The 15,730-nt window shown below is 66.0% G+C and carries 12 protein-coding genes; 4 read left to right on the plus strand and 8 right to left on the minus strand.

The genetic code is table 11. The annotated features are described in order from the left end of the window. Nucleotides 1-81 precede the first annotated feature (81 nt). The gene (locus JOF48_RS03280) at nt 82-858 is read right to left on the minus strand and encodes an IclR family transcriptional regulator (RefSeq protein WP_209677263.1); all 777 of its coding nucleotides are present in this window, start codon (nt 856-858) and stop codon (nt 82-84) included. A gap of 266 nt (nt 859-1,124) precedes the next feature. Further along, nucleotides 1,125-1,343, minus strand: coding sequence for a hypothetical protein (locus JOF48_RS03285; protein ID WP_209677264.1), 219 nt, complete (start codon nt 1,341-1,343; stop codon nt 1,125-1,127). A gap of 195 nt (nt 1,344-1,538) precedes the next feature. On the opposite strand from JOF48_RS03285, the gene JOF48_RS03290 reads away from it, so the two are divergent. Next, a complete protein-coding gene (locus JOF48_RS03290) occupies nt 1,539-2,630 on the plus strand; it encodes a VIT1/CCC1 transporter family protein (protein WP_209677265.1) in 1,092 nt (363 codons plus the stop codon). A 158-nt stretch (nt 2,631-2,788) separates the two neighbouring features. Here the strand turns inward: JOF48_RS03290 and JOF48_RS03295 are convergent, their stop codons facing one another. After that, on the minus strand, nt 2,789-3,910 hold the full coding sequence (locus JOF48_RS03295; RefSeq protein ID WP_342591142.1) for an LOG family protein: 1,122 nt from the start codon (nt 3,908-3,910) through the stop codon (nt 2,789-2,791). Between the two features lie 168 nt (nt 3,911-4,078). On the opposite strand from JOF48_RS03295, the gene JOF48_RS03300 reads away from it, so the two are divergent. Further along, nucleotides 4,079-4,387 (plus strand): rhodanese-like domain-containing protein, encoded by a 309-nt coding sequence (locus tag JOF48_RS03300; protein WP_209677267.1) that lies wholly within the window; start codon nt 4,079-4,081, stop codon nt 4,385-4,387. A gap of 307 nt (nt 4,388-4,694) precedes the next feature. On the opposite strand, the gene JOF48_RS03305 is transcribed toward JOF48_RS03300, so the two are convergent. Both JOF48_RS03305 and JOF48_RS03310 read right to left on the minus strand, forming a co-directional pair. After that, nucleotides 4,695-5,522 carry an aldo/keto reductase gene (locus tag JOF48_RS03305; protein ID WP_209677269.1) on the minus strand — a complete coding sequence of 276 codons (828 nt, stop codon included), beginning with the start codon at nt 5,520-5,522 and terminating at the stop codon, nt 4,695-4,697. A 69-nt stretch (nt 5,523-5,591) separates the two neighbouring features. Continuing rightward, a complete protein-coding gene (locus JOF48_RS03310; RefSeq protein WP_209677271.1) occupies nt 5,592-6,827 on the minus strand; it encodes an MFS transporter in 1,236 nt (411 codons plus the stop codon). A gap of 147 nt (nt 6,828-6,974) precedes the next feature. Between JOF48_RS03310 and JOF48_RS03315 the strand changes: the two genes are divergently transcribed. Together JOF48_RS03315 and JOF48_RS03320 are read left to right on the plus strand one after the other, a co-directional pair. Continuing rightward, nucleotides 6,975-7,433, plus strand: a complete 459-nt coding sequence (locus tag JOF48_RS03315) for a MarR family winged helix-turn-helix transcriptional regulator (RefSeq protein WP_209677273.1) — start codon at nt 6,975-6,977, stop codon at nt 7,431-7,433. Nucleotides 7,434-7,487: 54 nt separating this feature from the next. After that, a complete protein-coding gene (locus tag JOF48_RS03320; protein WP_209677275.1) occupies nt 7,488-8,858 on the plus strand; it encodes a pyridine nucleotide-disulfide oxidoreductase in 1,371 nt (456 codons plus the stop codon). 152 nt (nt 8,859-9,010) lie between these two features. Here JOF48_RS03320 and sucD read toward each other — a convergent pair whose 3' ends face one another. The 3 genes from sucD to JOF48_RS03335 form a co-directional block, all read right to left on the minus strand. Continuing rightward, nucleotides 9,011-9,913 carry a succinate--CoA ligase subunit alpha gene (sucD, locus tag JOF48_RS03325; RefSeq protein WP_209677277.1) on the minus strand — a complete coding sequence of 301 codons (903 nt, stop codon included), beginning with the start codon at nt 9,911-9,913 and terminating at the stop codon, nt 9,011-9,013. Nucleotides 9,914-9,927: 14 nt separating this feature from the next. Further along, nucleotides 9,928-11,097, minus strand: coding sequence for an ADP-forming succinate--CoA ligase subunit beta (gene sucC / locus JOF48_RS03330; protein ID WP_209677279.1), 1,170 nt, complete (start codon nt 11,095-11,097; stop codon nt 9,928-9,930). 486 nt (nt 11,098-11,583) lie between these two features. Next, nucleotides 11,584-15,711: a beta strand repeat-containing protein gene (locus JOF48_RS03335; RefSeq protein WP_209677281.1), complete on the minus strand. Its 4,128-nt coding sequence runs from the start codon at nt 15,709-15,711 to the stop codon at nt 11,584-11,586. Nucleotides 15,712-15,730 lie beyond the last annotated feature (19 nt).

The raw sequence follows: 15,730 nt of genomic DNA on the forward strand, positions 1-15,730 counted from the left end.
GAGCGTAGGCGGGCGGCGCGCCAGAAGATACGGCCCAGATTTCAGCCTGTGAAAAGGCGGGCCTTGACCGTGGCGCTCGGGTCAGGGCAAGTCCGGGCCGGTGCCAAGCACCAGCGATAGTTGCCCGGCCGCCTCGTGAAGCGCTTTGGCATACTCTGCGCGGGATGTTCCGGAGGCGGCGTCATGCGGTCCGGAGGGCAAGGAAAGCGCCAGGGCCCCAATCCACGAAGAGGTGGACACTGGAACCGCAAGGCAGGTGAAGCCCAGGGCGTACTCTTGGTGGTCCATCATGGCCGTGGAATTCTGTTCCAGTTCCCGCAGGAATTCCTTGGGTGATCGAATGGTGTAAGGCGTCAGTTCGGCCAGCGGATGGCGGGTGATGTAGTCCATGCGGGTGTTGCTATCCAGGGCGGCCAGAATCTGTTTGCCGAAGGCCGAGGCATGCGCACTATCTTGCATCCCCACCCAAAGATCCACGCGCGGTGTCAGAGGCGTGTCCACAATGTCCACCACCTCGATCTCACCATCCGTGAAGCGGCTGAGGTAAACGGCAGCACGCACCTCATCGCGCAGGCCGTTCATGATCCCACGGCTGCGTGCAAGCGTGACGGCCTGGCTGCCCGTGGCGAGTGCGGGGTGTGCCGGGCCCAGAACGAAACCGTCCCGCTCGGCCGCCACGTAGTTCGAGTGGGCCAAGGTGCGCAGTACGTTGTAGGTGGTTCCCAGGCTCTGGCCCGTGGCGCGTGCAATGGACTTGGCCGACAAAGGGCGCGAGGCCGATCCAATACAGTCCAAAACCGTCAGGGCACGGCCCACCGACATCAATAGTGTGCCCGGTTTCCCGCCCTCAGTAGCCATCGTGTGCATCGTTGCGCCTCCACTGCCAGAGTACATCGTGGGCCTGCTTTCGCGGGAGCCATGACTTGGTCACCTTCGCCGAGGCCGATGGCTTTGCTCTCAAAGTACGACGGCGGGAATTCACTTTTACCGCCAAAGGTGAACTCCCCGTTCACTGCCTCCCACCGCTCGCAAGCTCGCAGCGGGCCCCTCGGCAGCCATCTTACGCAGAATCGCCGAGATGTGAGAAAACGCCCACTAATAGAGTGGCGATCACATCGGTGGGGTCAGGCTGCAGCCTTCTTCTTGGCTGCCACGCTGGTCGAGGCCCAGGTGGCACCCAGCAATGCTGCGCAGCTGGAGGCCATGACCGTCATGCCGGCGCTGCCCTGGACGAGTCCGGCAATGAACAGCGCCGCCATGCACGCCAGACCCATGGCCATCCCGATCCCCATAATGCGGGTGGCGTAGTAGTCGTGGGTCCTGGTCTGTGTGGTGGTGTCCATGGTGTTCTCCTTGGTTGCGTTGCTTGCTTCGTTGACACAACTATACGAAAGTACTTTCCGTTACGTCAAGTACTTTCTGTAGATGGATTTTCGGGCCGTTATTCCGGTGTGCCGAAACTATTTCACGAGGGATCCCGGCCGAAAATCCGCGCGGATCCGAGCTACAGTAAGGGCTGACTTTGAGGAGCTTGACCCATGCCTGAACGGATTCCCACCCCAACGGAAATCAAGCGGTGGCGGCAGTATTTGGCCGATGAACGGGCCGAGGCTGCCGTATACCGCGACCTCGCCAAGCGCCGCGAGGGCGAAGAACACGCCATCCTGATGGCCCTTGCCGCCGCAGAGGGCCGCCATGAACGGCACTGGCTGGAACTGCTGGGCGAGCACGCCGGGCAGCCCGTCCGGCCGTCCATGAGGAACCAGCTTTTGGGTTTGCTGGCCCGCCGCTTCGGCTCGGTCTTTGTCCTGGCGCTGGCGCAACGGGCCGAATCGCGTTCCCCCTACGCGGAAGATGTCGACGCCACGGATGCAATGGCCGCGGATGAATCAATCCACGAAGAAGTGGTGCGTGGATTGGCGACGCGCGGGCGCAACAGGCTCGCCGGATCGTTCCGTGCTGCTGTATTCGGCGCAAATGACGGCCTGGTCAGCAACCTTTCCCTTGTTGCCGGCATGGCCGCCACGGGCGTCTCAAGCCAGGTTGTGCTCTTCAGCGGCATTGCCGGACTCCTTGCCGGGGCGCTGTCCATGGGCGCCGGCGAGTTCGTCTCCGTCCGCTCGCAGCGCGAACTCCTGGATGCTTCCCAGCCCACCCAGGTCACCCTGACGGCCGGACCGTCACTGGACGTGGAAAACAACGAACTCGTGCTTGTCTACCTCGCCCGCGGCATGTCCCGGGAGGCGGCCGAACACCGCGCCGCCGAGCGCATGGGGCAGTTCACCTGCGATTGCGATCCCAGCCTGTCGTTGAAACCGGAGAACTTCGAGGAAGCCGACGAACACGAAACGCTCGGCACGGCCTGGGGTGCTGCCTCTTCCAGTTTCTGTTTCTTTGCCTCGGGCGCCATCATCCCGATCCTGCCGTTCCTCTTTGGCATGACGGGCATCGGTGCGCTCGCGCTGGCCTGTGTCCTGGTGGGCGTGACGCTCATGGGCACCGGCGCTGTGGTGGGCCTGCTCTCCGGCGCGTCCCCGCTGTGGCGCGGCCTGCGCCAGCTGGCCATTGGCATGGGCGCCGCCGCGGCGACGTACCTGCTGGGACTGCTGTTCGGCACCGTGGTCGGCTAACCCCCGCGGCGCCCTCGCAGCAATGACGGCTTTCCTTGAGACGCTGTCGCAGCAATGACGGCTTTCCGGCCAACGCCCTCGCATTTGCCTGCGCTGGGGTCCCCGAAAAACCCACCATCGCTGCGAGGGCGTCTGATGTCAGCGCACGGGAGGCCGACTTAGCCGTGGTGGCTGCCGAGCACCTCGCAGGCTTCTTCCACCGTGTCCACGATGAAAACGAAATCTTCCATGGCGCGCCCCTGGGCCAGGGTCTTCAGCAGCGGCATCACGGGGACTTCAACCTCCCAGTACTTCCGGCCCACCAGCACCATGGGTGAGATGGCACCGTCGGCAGCGTAGTAGTTCTCGCAGGCGTCCTGGAAAACCTCCTGCACAGTTCCGGCCGCGCCGGGCAGGAACACGATCCCGCCCCGCGAACGCTGCAGCAGGATCGCCTCCCGCAGGGCGTTCGTGAAGTACTTGGCAATGGAACTGGCAAACACGTTGGGCGGCTCGTGGCCGTAGAACCAGGTTGGAATGCCCAGGCTTGCCGCACCGTCGGGATGCGCATCCACAACGTCGAAGGCCGCGCGGGCCCACTCGGTGACCGAGGGGCGGAAGCTGGGGACGGCAGCCAAGGTGAGCAGGGCGCGGTCCAGCGTTCCGGCGTCGTACGCGGAAAGGTATGCACCCAGGTTGGCGGCCTCCATGGCGCCGGGCCCGCCGCCGGTTGCTACGAAAAAGCCGGCCCGGGTCAGCGCCCGTCCCAGCCGGGCGGCCTGCGCGAACTGCTCGCTGCCGCGCGCTGCGGCATGCCCGCCCATGACGCCGACCACCGGAGCCTGGCGGCGGGAGAGGAATTCGTCGAGGGCGTCGGTGATGGCGTGGTCGTGGATTGCGCTGGCGAGCGTGGAGTGCAGCGCGGGCCCGGTCTGCAGGCTCCACTGGTAGATGCGGGCATCCGGCACGCGCTCGTATTCGCCGCCGCGAATGCCGTCGAAGAGCTCGGCGCCGCTGTACAGGCGGCCGCGATAGGCGTTGAACGGCACATGCGGAAGGGCCGGGAAAATGAGTGCGCCGCGGCTGCGCAGGAGGTCCTCCACGCCGGTGGCGAAGCGGCAGCCCATGAAGATGGCGCCGGGCGCGTGCAGCGAGACCAGCACTTCGGATCGCCCCCGCAGGTCCACGGACTGGAAATGCCAGCCGTGCATGGACTTCGCGCCGCCGGCCACGAGCTCATCGAGGCGGTCCAGCTGGTCGATCTCAACGTCGCGGGGCCGGGGTGTCAAAGGTGCATTCACACAGCCAAGCCTACCGGCCGAGGGGCCCCGGGCGAGCTGGCGAGTCCGGGGAGGGCGGTGGGCGCTACCGGCCGAGGGGCCGGGGAATCGGGCATAGGCTGGATGCAGTCATTCCATGCACGACGCCGGAACCCGGCACCGCGCATCAGCCCACCTTGAGGAGCACCCATGCAGGAAGTCACCACAGCCGACATTTTGGCAGCCGACCCCGACGTCCAGATCATCGACGTCCGTGAATCCGGCGAGCTTGCAACCGGCATGATTGAGGATGCAGTCCATATTCCGTCGGGCGAGATCCTGGAGCGTTCCGGCGAGCTGGACAAGTCCCGGCGCATCATCGCCGTCTGCCACGGCGGCGGGCGCAGCGGGCGGGTGGCCGCAGCCCTGACCGAACTCGGCTACAACGCCGACACCCTCATTGGCGGCATGAGCGGCTGGGAAGCCGAAGACCTGCCAATGGTGGCGCCCGGGGCATAACCCGCCAGGGCAGGGCCCCAGGCGCAGCCCGCCGGATCGTGAAGCCCGGGGCGGGAACATCCCCGACCCTGAACACAGGCGCACCACTCGCCGCCACTTGTGCGGCAAGGTGCCTCTACGCACCAGTAGGGTCGGCTGGTGCGTATGAGTTCATGATTTGGCCGGCCTCGGACATGAATTCCGCTCACCGCACGGGCGGAGAATGCCGCCGTTTGACGCAATTGCCAAGGCTTGAGCTGTGGCATTTGTGTCAAACGGCGGCATTCTTGCGTGCCGGCCATCGCCTCAATGGCCGGAACGCTCCAGGTCAGCCGTTGAAATCGGCCGGGTGGGGCCCAATCCGGCCGTCGCACTCCAAGGCGTCAATGGCAGCAAGCTCCTGGGGGCTGAGCTCAAAGTCCAGGATGCCCACATTCTCTGCCATCCGGGCCGGGGTGACGGACTTCGGAATGATGATGCGGCCCTGCTGCAGGTGCCAGCGCAGCACGACCTGGGCGGGCGTGCGCCCATGGGCTGCCGCGGCAGCTGCCACGGCGGGATCCGACAGCACGGTTCCCTGGGCCAGCGGGCTCCACGCCTCGGTGGCGATGCCGTGGGCGGCCCCGAACCCGGAAATGCCGCGCTGCTGCAGGGCCGGATGGACCTCGACCTGGTTCACGGCGGGCACGGTGCCGCCGAGCGCAATGACCTTCTCCAGGTGTTCCGGCAGGAAGTTGGAAACGCCGATGGCCCGCACACGTCCGGCGGCCAGCAATTCCTCCAACGCCTGCCACGCCGCCACATAGGCATCGGTGGCCGGTGCAGGCCAGTGGATCAGGTAGAGGTCAAGGTAGTCCAGGCCCAACTTGGCCAGGCTGGCGTCGTAGGCGGCCAGGGTTTCCCCGCGGCTAAGGTCGGAGATCCACACCTTGGAGGTGATGAACAGCTCCTCCCTCGGAAGGCCCGAGGCGGCAATGGCGCGCCCCACACCTTCCTCGTTGCCGTAAATCGCGGCGGTGTCGATGCTGCGGTACCCGGCCGCCAGCGCTGCAGTGACGGCCTGCTCCGTTTCATCGTTGGGCACCTGGAACACGCCAAAGCCGATCTGCGGCATGGCGACACCGTTGTTGAGCGTGATGGAGGGGATCGATTTCATGGGGTTCTCCTGTAGTTGTTGGTGCAAATTGTGGGGAAAGTTTAAAGGGAATGTATTGAAGATCGTGGGCTAGCGGTGTGCGGGTTGCGCAGCACGGCCGGCGGGCCGCCCGGGAAGGGCTGGATGTCCGACGGCGGCAGGCACCTTGTGTGCCTTGGCCGTCAGTTTGCGCCCGTCGGCTGCGGCGAACGCCATCACCGCCACCGCGAGGACCGTCAGCCCGGCGCCGGCCCAGATGGGCGAGGTGTAGCCAAGTCCGGCGGTGATGGTGACCCCGCCCAGCCAGGCGCCAAGGGCGTTGCCCAGGTTGAAGGCACCGATGTTGGCGCCGGACGCGAGGGTGGGCGCCGCTGTCGCCCATGTCATGACACGCATCTGCAGGCCGGGCACGGTGGCAAAGCCGAACCCTCCCATGAGGACGAGGGAGGCAATGGCCATGAATTGGCTGGAGGCGGTCAGTGCGAAGACGACCAGGATGACGGCGAGGATGGAGAGGACCACGAGGAGCGTCTTGTCGACGTTCCTGTCCGCAGCTTTTCCGCCGAGGGTGTTGCCAATGAACAGGCCCACGCCGAAGAGGATGAGCAGCCACGGCACGGTGGTGGCCGCGAAGCCGGAGACGCTGGTCAGGGTGAAGGCGATGTAGGTGAACGCGCCGAACATGCCGCCGTAACCCAGCACGGTGACGGTGATGGAGAGCCAGACCTGGCGGGATTTGAACGCGCGCAGTTCCCCGCGCAGGCCTGCGCTGCGTTCGTGGGCAATGTTGGGGACGAGTGCCAGGATGCCGATCAGGGCGATGATGCCGATGGCCGTGATGGCCCAGAACGTGGAACGCCAGCCGGCCTGCTGGCCGAGGAGGGTGCCGAAGGGGACGCCGAGGACGTTTGCCGCGGTGAGTCCGGTGAACATGATGGCGATGGCGCCGGCCTTCTTGCTGGGGGCCACCATGTCGGCGGCGACCACCGCGCCAATGCCGAAGAAGGCGCCGTGGCACAGGGCGGCGATGACGCGCCCGGCCATCATGGAGGTGTAGTCGGGCGCCATGGCGGACATCATGTTGCCGGCGATGAACAGGACCATGAGCCCGGCCAGAACCGGTTTACGCGGAAGGCGGGTGACGGCGGCCGTCAGCAGCAGGGCGCCGACCACAACGGCCAGTGCGTAGCCGGAGATAAGCCAGCCTGCCGTGGCTTCGCTGACTTTGAAGTCGGCGGCAATTTCCGGGAGCAGTCCCATGATGACGAACTCGGTGAGTCCGATTCCGAAGCCGCCGACGGCGAGGGCTATGAGGCCAAGTGGCATGATTCTCCCAAGAAAGCTTGTTTGGACGCGCATGGCGTAAACTATTAGTTGCAGACGCTGGGTAAATCATTGCACACGCAACTATCCAGCGCAAGCAACTATCTATGCTTGTGCTGCACCGCATGTTTTTCACGAAGGGAACCGACCATGGGCATCAGGGACGACGCCGTTGAAATCCGCGCCCAGGGCTGGCGGACCCTTGCGGCGCTGCACGGCCTGATTGAATCCAGCATGGAGAAGGCACTGCAGGGCGCTGCGAAGCTGTCGGTGGTTGAGTACACGGTGCTGGACGCCCTGGCCCGCCAGGATGGCTGGCACATGCGCATGCAACAGCTGGGCCGGGCCACGGCCCTGAGCCCCAGCGCCACCACGCGCCTGGTGACCCGCCTTGAAGACCGCGGCCTGCTCACGCGGATCCTGTGCGCCGACGACCGCCGCGGCATCTACACTGAGCTGACGGCGGCGGGCTCGGAACTGCTGGCGGCGGCACGGCCGGTCCACGACGAGGCGCTCGAGTGTGCGCTGGCCGAGGCCGCAGCGCTGCCGGAGCTGGCCCCGCTCGTGGAAGCACTCCCCCAGCTTCACGCCAAAGCGGCTGCCGGCTGACCCGGTTCGCCGCAGCCCATTGCCTGCGCGACCTCCCGGTGCTTGGATTGGTGCATGACGCGCGGAGTGCAGGCGGACTACCTCGTGGTCGGGGCCGGCGCCGCGGGCATGGCGTTCACCGATGCACTGATTGACCACTCCACGGCCCGCGTAGCCATGGTGGACCGCCGGCAATGGGCCGGTGGACATTGGCTTGACGACTACCCCTTCGTCCGACTCCATCAGGCATCATCCTTCTACGGGGTCGCCTCGACCCTGCTGGGCGGAGGCCGGACGCAGCAGCACGGTCCCGAGGCAAAACTGCACGAGCGGGCGGATGTCACCGAGATCTGCGCCTACTACAGCCACGTCCTTGGCAACCACATGCTGGCATCCGGACGGGTGGAATTCTTCGGCGGTTGCGAATACATCGCCAACAGGCGTTTTGCCTCCCGCATTTCCGGGGAACATTTTGAGGTTCCCCGGGAGTGCCGGATTGTCGATGCCAGGTACCTCTCCCCCACCATTCCCGCAGACACCCCTCCACCATTCAAGGTCGCAGCCGGCGCGCAGGTCATTCCGGTCAACGGCCTGGCACGCATGGAAGAAGCCCCGGGCCAATATGTGATTGTTGGTTCGGGCAAGACAGCCACCGATGCCTGCATTTGGCTCCTGGCCAACGGCGTCGACCCCGGAAGCATCTGCTGGGTCAGGCCGCGCGAACCCTGGATGCTCAACCGGGCAAGGGTCCAGCCCGATCCCGCAATATTTCTCGGAATGGCCGCCGACGTCATGGAATGCGCTGCATCGTCAACGTCGCCTGAAGAGCTTTTTCTTGCTCTGGAGGATGCCGGCATCATGATTCGCATCGACCGTTCGCTCATGCCCACCATGGCTAAGGCACCCACCCTGGCCATGTGGGAGCTCGAGCAGCTGCGCAGCATCGAGCACGTGGTGAGGCTGGGCCATGTCCGCCGGGTGGACCCTGGCCGCATGACGCTTGAGGACGGGACCGCGAGGATTGCCAGGGACGCCGTCATTGTCCACTGCGCCGCGTCCGGCCTGAGGAACCCGCCCACCATCCCCATTTGGGGAAGCCAGGAAATCACGCTTCAGCCGATCCGGGCCGGGTTCCCCTGCTTTGGGGCCGCCCTGGCGGGGTATGTGGAGGCCACCCGGGGCGGCGACGGGGAAAAGAACCGGCTGTGCCCGGCAACTCCGTACCCGAACGACCTTGCCGGCTGGGCCCTTATGAACCTGCTCGGCACGCGGGCGGCCATGTCATTCAACGCGGAACCCGACATCAGGCAGTGGGCCGACGGCGTTGCCCTCAACCCGGCTGCCCTGCCGCCGGAGCAGGAACGCAGCCCACAGCTGCAAGAGGTCCTCGCCCGGCTCAGTGCAGCAGTTCCCCGGGGGCTGGAAGCACTCGCCCGGCTCAGCTGAGCCCGGCTGGCGAACTCAGCCAAGCACAGTGGCAGGAAGGCAAACGGCGCAAGGCGACTGCCGCCGTCGTACTTTTCAAGCCGCGGGGAAACAAAAAGCGCGGCCGCCCACCGGAAAACCAGTGGAGCGGCCGCGCCTGAAGCGAGAAGAACTTACAGTGCTGCGTAAACTTCGCGCAGCAGTGTTGCAGTCTCGGACGGCGTCTTGCCGACCTTCACGCCTGCAGCCTCGAGGGCTTCCTTCTTGGCCTGGGCCGTGCCCGCGGAGCCGGAGACGATGGCGCCGGCGTGGCCCATGGTCTTGCCCTCGGGAGCGGTGAAGCCTGCAACGTAGCCAACAACCGGCTTGGTGACGTTGGCCTTGATGTACTCGGCTGCGCGCTCTTCAGCGTCGCCGCCAATTTCACCGATCATGACGATGGCCTTGGTCTCGGGGTCCGCCTCGAACGCAGCCAGGGCGTCGATGTGGGTGGTGCCGATGACAGGGTCGCCGCCGATGCCGATCGCGGTGGAGAAGCCCAGGTCGCGCAGTTCGTACATCATCTGGTACGTCAGGGTGCCTGACTTGGAGACGAGGCCGATCGGGCCCTTCTGCGTGATGTTGGCGGGGGTGATGCCAACCAGTGCTTCGCCGGGGGTGATGATGCCGGGGCAGTTCGGGCCGATGATGCGGGTGACCTGCTTGCCGTCTGCGTCAACCTTGGACTGTGCCAGTGCCCAGAACCCAGCGGAGTCCTGAACCGGCACGCCTTCGGTGATGACAACAACCAGCGGAACCTCGGCCTCAATGGCCTCAACCACTGCGTCCTTGGTGAATGCCGGGGGGACGAAGACGATGGAGACGTCTGCGCCCGTCTCGGCAACAGCCTGTGCAACGGTGCCGTAGACGGGCAGCTCAACATCGCCGTGGACAACCGTGGTGCCGGCCTTGCGTGCGTTCACGCCGCCGACAACCTGGGTGCCGGCCTTGAGCATGAGGGCGGTGTGCTTGGTGCCTTCGCCGCCGGTGATGCCCTGAACGATGACCTTGGAATCTTTGTTCAAGAAGATAGACATAAGTTTCTAAACCTCTACTTTGCAGCGTGGGCGAGTTCGGCAGCCTTGTCGGCGCCCTCGTCCATCGTGGCGGCCAGGGTGACCAACGGGTGGTTGGCGTCGTTGAGAATGCGGCGGCCTTCTTCAACATTGTTGCCGTCCAGGCGGACAACCAGCGGCTTGTTGGCGGCTGAGCCGAGCTCGGCCAGTGCGCCAACGATGCCCTTGGCAACAGCGTCACAGGCGGTGATGCCGCCGAAGACGTTCACGAACACGCTCTTGACCTGGGGGTCGTTGAGGATGACGTCCAGGCCGGCGGCCATGACCTCGGCGGATGCTCCACCGCCAATGTCCAGGAAGTTGGCGGGCTTGACGCCGCCATGGTTTTCGCCTGCGTAGGCAACAACATCCAGCGTGGACATGACCAGGCCGGCACCGTTGCCGATGACACCGACTTCGCCGTCGAGCTTGACGTAGTTCAGGTCAGCAGCCTTGGCCTTGGCTTCCAGCGGGTCGGCAGCAGCGGCGTCTTCCAACGCGGCGTGGTGCGGGTTGCGGAAGTCGGCGTTCTCATCGATGGAGACCTTGCCGTCCAGGGCGACAATGTCGCCGGCGCCGGTGCGGACCAGCGGGTTGACCTCAACCAGGGTTGCGTCTTCCTTCTTGAAGACGTCCCACAGCTTGATGATGGTTGCAGCGACCTTCGGGGCCAGCTCGGCGCTGAAGCCTGCAGCGGCGACGATTTCGTCTGCCTTGGCTGCGTCGATGCCAACGGCCGGGTCAACGGCGATGCGTGCCAGGGCCTCGGGGCGCTCAACGGCCAGCTCTTCAATTTCCATGCCGCCTTCAACCGAGCACATGGCCAGGTAGTTGCGGTTTGCGCGGTCCAGCAGCACGGAGAAGTAGAACTCCTCGGCGATGTCGGCACCCTGGGCGATCATGACCGTGTTGACGGTGTGGCCCTTGATGTCCATGCCCAGGATGTCGGAGGCGTACTGGAACGCTTCGTCAGCGTTCTTGGCTACCTTGACGCCGCCGGCCTTGCCGCGGCCACCGACCTTTACCTGAGCCTTGACGACGGTGACGCCGCCAATCTTCTCGGCTGCTGCCTTTGCTTCTTCAGGGGTGTGCGCCACGATGCCGGCCAACACGGGAACGCCGTGAGCCTCAAACATGTCGCGCGCCTGGTATTCAAACAGGTCCACGGGTTTGTGTCCTTCTACGTCGAAGTAGTGATCTTGAGGGGCGTTGACCCCTTCCACACATTACCGTCTCACAGCTAAAGCACATATTTGGCCATTGCACCACAGTCACAACCGGTTATTCGCCTCACACTCTGCCCCTTTAGGCGCACGACGGCGTGACCTTCCTTGCATTTTCGGCACGCCTTGGGTGGGGCCTCGCCCCATGCGCACCCCGGCAGCCTGGCGCATGCCGGCACGCCGCCGCCCACCCGCGGAAGCCCGCGACCTTGCATATGCGCTTCACCGGGTGCCAGCGATGCGCATCTGTTCGAGTGGCGCAAGTTAGCATCCTTCGCAGGCGCATGCGCAAAGTCGACCGTGGACATGCGCCACCCACGGTATGGGAAATGCGCATGCCCACGGTCGGCCTGAGATTGCCACGGACATGCGCCGCCCAGTCCTTGAACTCGGCGCATGCCCCAGGCTCGGTGCGGTACCGGACCTATGTCAGTGGTTGGCGCGGCGCCGGGCAACTGACAGGACCACGAGACCTCCCAGGACGGCGATGCCTCCGAGCCCCAGCAGCCACATGGTGCCGACTGCGCCCGTCCGGGGCAGCCCTGCCTTGGCGGCTGGACTGGTTGTTGCCGTGGTGGCCGGCACCGAACTTGCCGTTTGCGTCGGGGAGGACGTTACCGTCTCCGTGGGGGTTTGCGTCGGGGCCGGTGATTCCGTGGGGGTTTCTGTCGGGGCCGGCGATTCCGTCGGGGTTTCCGTCGGGGCCGGTGATTCCGTCGGCGTTTCCGTCGGGGCCGGGGCAGCCGGGGCGACCACCAGGTTCAGCGACGTCGTGGCCCTGGATCCCTGTGCGTCGGTCACGGAGACGTCAAAGCTGGCACTGCCGTCGGTTTCCGGAGTTCCGGTCAACAGCCCGCTGGAGCTGAGCGAAAGTCCCCGCGGCAATTCTGAACCCGCCGCGAGGCTGAAGGTGTAGGGGCCGGTGCCGCCGCTGGCCTCGAGCTGCGAGGAGTAGGCCTTGCCCACCTGCCCTCCGGGCAGCCCGCCGTCAAACGACAGCACCGCCGACTGGACGTCGACCGTGTAGCTCTGGCTGGCCGTGACAGGTTCCACTGCCGCGAACAGGTCAGGGGCTGGGGCAGCCCCGGCAGCCCGGAACAGGGCAGGCCCGGTGGGACCGGTGGGACCAAAAACGCCGACCCCGGCGTCGCTGGTGGTGAGTGTGAAGCTGACGCTGCCCACCGCCGTCGGGGTTCCGGAAATCACGCCGGTGCCGCCGTCAAGGGTGAGCCCGGTGGGCAACTGACCGGCCGTGACTGCGAAGCTGAACGGCCCGACACCACCGGCCGGAGTCAGTTGCGCCGAATACGGTGTTCCGGCGGTGGGGACGGGAAGTTCAACCGGACCGAGAACCAGTGGCGCGGGCGCCACAAGCAGCGTGTAGCTCGTGGTTCCGGGGAAGCCGTCCGCATCGCTTGCCGTGACGGTGAAGGTGGAGCTGCCGTGGACGGTTGGCGTTCCGGTCAGCAGGCCGTCGGCGGAGAGTTCCATGCCGTCCGGAAGGGTCCCGGAGGTGACGGCAAATGTATACGGTGCGGTCCCGCCGTCGGCGCTCAGCTGCTGCTCATAGGCTGCGGCAACGGTGGCGTCAGGAATGGCTGCCGGGGCGATGCCGATGTTGGGCGCCACGGTGAGCTGTCCTGTGACGTTGCTGGAGGAGCCGTAGGCGTCGGTCACGGTCAGCAGGAGGTCAAAGGTGCCGGCCTCGTCCGGGGTGCCCGTGATCAAGCCGTTGCCGTCGAGCGACAGCCCGGTGGGCAACGTGGCGCCGGACTGCAAGGCAAAGATGTAGGGCCCGGTGCCGCCGGATCCGGCCAGCGCACCGGTGTAGGCGTCGCCAACATGGGCCTGCGGCAGCGTGCCGCCCAGCTCGAGCGGAACCGCCGGCACCACCAGGGTGTATTCCTGGCTGGCTGTTCCGTGGAACGCATCGACAGCGGAGTCAGCCACACCAACCGTGAACGTGTACCTGCCGACGGCTGTCGGTGTTCCGGAGATCAGGCCGCTGGCCGTGTCAAGGGACAGGCCCGGCGGCAGTTTGTCTGCCGGCACACTCCATGCATAGGGAGCAACACCGCCGGCGGCGGCCAGTTGCGCCGAATACGGTGTTCCGGCGGTGGGGACGGGAAGTTCAACCGGGCCAAGAACCAATGGCGCCGGCGCCACAAGCAGCGTGTAGCTCGTGGTTCCGGGGAAGCCGTCTGCGTCGCTTGCCGTGACGGTGAAGGCCGAGCTGCCGTGGACGGTTGGCGTTCCGGTCAGCAGGCCGTCGGCGGAGAGTTCCACGCCGCCTGGAAGGGTCCCGGCGGTGACGGCATATGTATATGGTGCGGTCCCGCCGTCGGCGCTCAGCTGCTGCTCATACGCGGCACCGGCAATGCCGTCCGGAAGTGCGATTGGGGAAATGCCGATGCTGGGCGCCACGGTCAGGTGCCCGGTGACATTGCTGGATGAGCCGTAGGCGTCGTTCAGGGTCAGCAGGAGGTCGAAGGTGGCAGCTGCTTCCGGGGTTCCGGTGATCAGGCCGTCGCCGTCAAGCGACAGCCCGGCGGGCATGGTGGCAGCGGGCTGCAAGGCAAAGGTGTAGGGGCCGGTGCTGCCGGATCCCGTCAGGGCGCCGGTATAGGCTTCGCCCTGGTGGGCCTGTGGCAGGGTGCCGCTTAGTTCCAGTGGAACAGACGGGACCGCCACGGTGTATTTCTGGCTGGCCATGCCCTGGAAGGGTTCGTCTCCGGCGTCGTTGACGGTGGCCGTGAACGTGTAGCTGCCGACCGCCGTCGGGGTTCCGGACAGCGCTCCCGTGGCGGAATTAAGTTCGAGCCCCGTTGGCAGGGATCCTGCGGAGACCGACCAGGTGTAGGCAGGAATTCCGCCGGCGGCGTTCAGCTGCCCTGTGTAGGCCGCGCCCGCGGTGGGCACCGGCAGGGTGGCCGGCAGGATGGTGAGCGGAACAGGCACGGTCCGGAGCGTGAATTCCTTCGCACCGGTAAAGCCGTTGGTGTCGGTGGCCGTGACGGTGAACGTGGAAGAGCCGTGGGCCGTCGGGGTTCCGGAGATCATACCGCCGGTGCTGAGCTGGAGCCCGGCGGGCAGGCTGCCTATGGAAACCGCGAAGGTATGGGGCGCCGCGCCGCCGCTTGCCGCCAGCTGGCTCGTGTAGCCCACGCCGGCGGTGGCGTCAGGCAGCGAGGGCGTGGTGAGAACAATGGCGGGCGGGGCTATGGAAAGGACGTAATTGGCAGCGCCTGTGCGTTGCACGGTCGGGCTGCTGTCCTGTGCCATGACAGTGATGGGGAAGGTGCCCGCCTCCGTGGGTGTACCTGATAGGACGCCGTCGGAGGACAGCGTCATGCCGGCCGGAAGTGTGCCGGATGGGAGGGAGTACGTGTAGGGCGCCGTGCCCCCGGACGCAAACAGTGCCTGCTGGTAGTCCACATAGGCGGTGCCGGCCGGCAGCGAAGCCAGGGAGATGGTCAGCGAGGGCGCGTCGCCGATGGTTCCGGAGTAGTACCGCGCGCTGCTGAACGGGGCGCTCTGGCCGGTGCTGGAATCCGTGGCCGTGATGTCGATGTTATATGGGCCGGGGGTGGTGGGCGTTCCTTCAAGCAGCCCGGCAGAGGTCAGCGTCAGTCCGGGCGGCAAGCCCGGCGATGAGAAGGAGTAGGGTGCGGTGCCGCCGCGGCCGGTTATTTGCACGGAATAGGGCGTTCCGGCCCGCATCAGCGGCAACGTGCTCGGGGCAATGCCCACGGAGGGCGCGGCGAATACCACCGAGTAGATCGGTGACGCGGCTGTTGCGCCGGCGCTGTCTGCCACCTGGATGCCAAAGCCGGACGTGCCTGCCTGGGTGGGTGTGCCGGAGATGACGCCGGTTGACGTATTGAGGGACAGCCCCGGGGGCAGGGGGCCAGCCAACATGTCGAAGGTGTAGGGCGGGGTGCCGCCGGTGACTGCCACCGTGCCGCTGTAGGCGGTCCCCACGGTGCCGTCGGGCAGATTCTGGGTGGTCATGCTCAGTGGAGCCGGTGCCGCCGGCACCGGCTCCAGCGCAACTGTGCCCTGGCTGGAGGTGATGGATACGCCGGCCGCGACGCCGTCACCCGGGGCGTCGCTTGCCAAAACCAGGTACCAGGGCGTCACAGGCAGCCCCACCACACCGGCATTAGAGTAGCCAAACGTGGTGTTCTTGGCTGCACCGCCGGGTTGGTTCCACCCGGTGATGTAGCAGTTGACCCCGGGGTTGTCCGGCAGGAAGGCTCCCTGATAGATCATGGCCGTGGTGGTGGCGGAGCTCTCAATGTTCAGCGAGAAGTCCACCTGGCCGGTGCCGCCGCTATAGTCGAAGGGGATTTTCACCACGGTGTAGTGGGCCATGGTTCCTGACGGCGTGCACGTGCCTGGGTTCAGGCGCAGCGCCGTGGGGGATGCCGAGGTGATCGACACTGTGATATCAGTGGCCGCCTGCGCGCGGGGCAGCACCGCCCCCACGGAGGCCAGGCTGAGCACGAGAGCCAGCAAGAGGCCCATGACAAATATGGCGCGAAGGCGTGAAACCATGACATCCCCCAGTGAATTG

It is taken from the genome of Arthrobacter stackebrandtii, from assembly GCF_017876675.1.
Lineage (GTDB): Bacteria > Actinomycetota > Actinomycetes > Actinomycetales > Micrococcaceae > Specibacter > Specibacter stackebrandtii.